Source organism: Vibrio sp. 2130-1 (assembly GCF_033339515.1).
In genome coordinates this window covers 1-556 of record NZ_JAWOUT010000581.1, presented here as the reverse complement: position 1 = coordinate 556, position 556 = coordinate 1, and the positions used below count along the sequence as shown (strand labels likewise).

Here is a 556-nt window from a genome sequence, read left to right as displayed (position 1 = left end):
GATAGGACAGGGCAGAATAGTCAGTACCAAAATCATCTAACCAGACTTCAATACCAGTGGCTTGCAGTTTGCGCAAAACGAAGTGGGCTTTTTCGATGTCGTCCATCAAAAGTGACTCCGTCACTTCTACGTGAATGTCTTTGGCGGATACATTGTATTGCGATAAAAAGTGCTCAAATATGAGGCTAAGATCCTGACGGTAGATTTGTCGTGGGGACAAGTTCAACGCGATATGAAAATCATGGTCAAATGCTTCTGCCCATTCCGCTCTTTGCTTGATCGCGGTTTCGATCAAATGCTCACCAAGATCGAGAATCAAGTCGTTTTGTTCTGCAATCGGAATAAACAGTTCAGGGCCAATGTAACCTTTCTCGGGATGATTCCATCGCACTAAAGCTTCAACCCCAACCAACTGGTAGGTCTTAAGGTCAAATTTAGGTTGATACCAAAGCTCAAACTGAGATAAGTCGTGGATGGAGCGACTCAGTTCTCTTTCGATATAGAGTCGTTGTTTCACCGTCGCATCGAATGCGGGATCGTAAACGGACATAATGTC

1 protein-coding gene is annotated in these 556 nt (G+C 44.4%); it reads right to left on the bottom strand.

What is annotated here, in order from left to right:
- A partial coding sequence (locus R7Q09_RS27525; RefSeq protein ID WP_318144129.1) for an EAL domain-containing protein occupies nt 1–556 on the bottom strand: 556 nt, incomplete at both ends.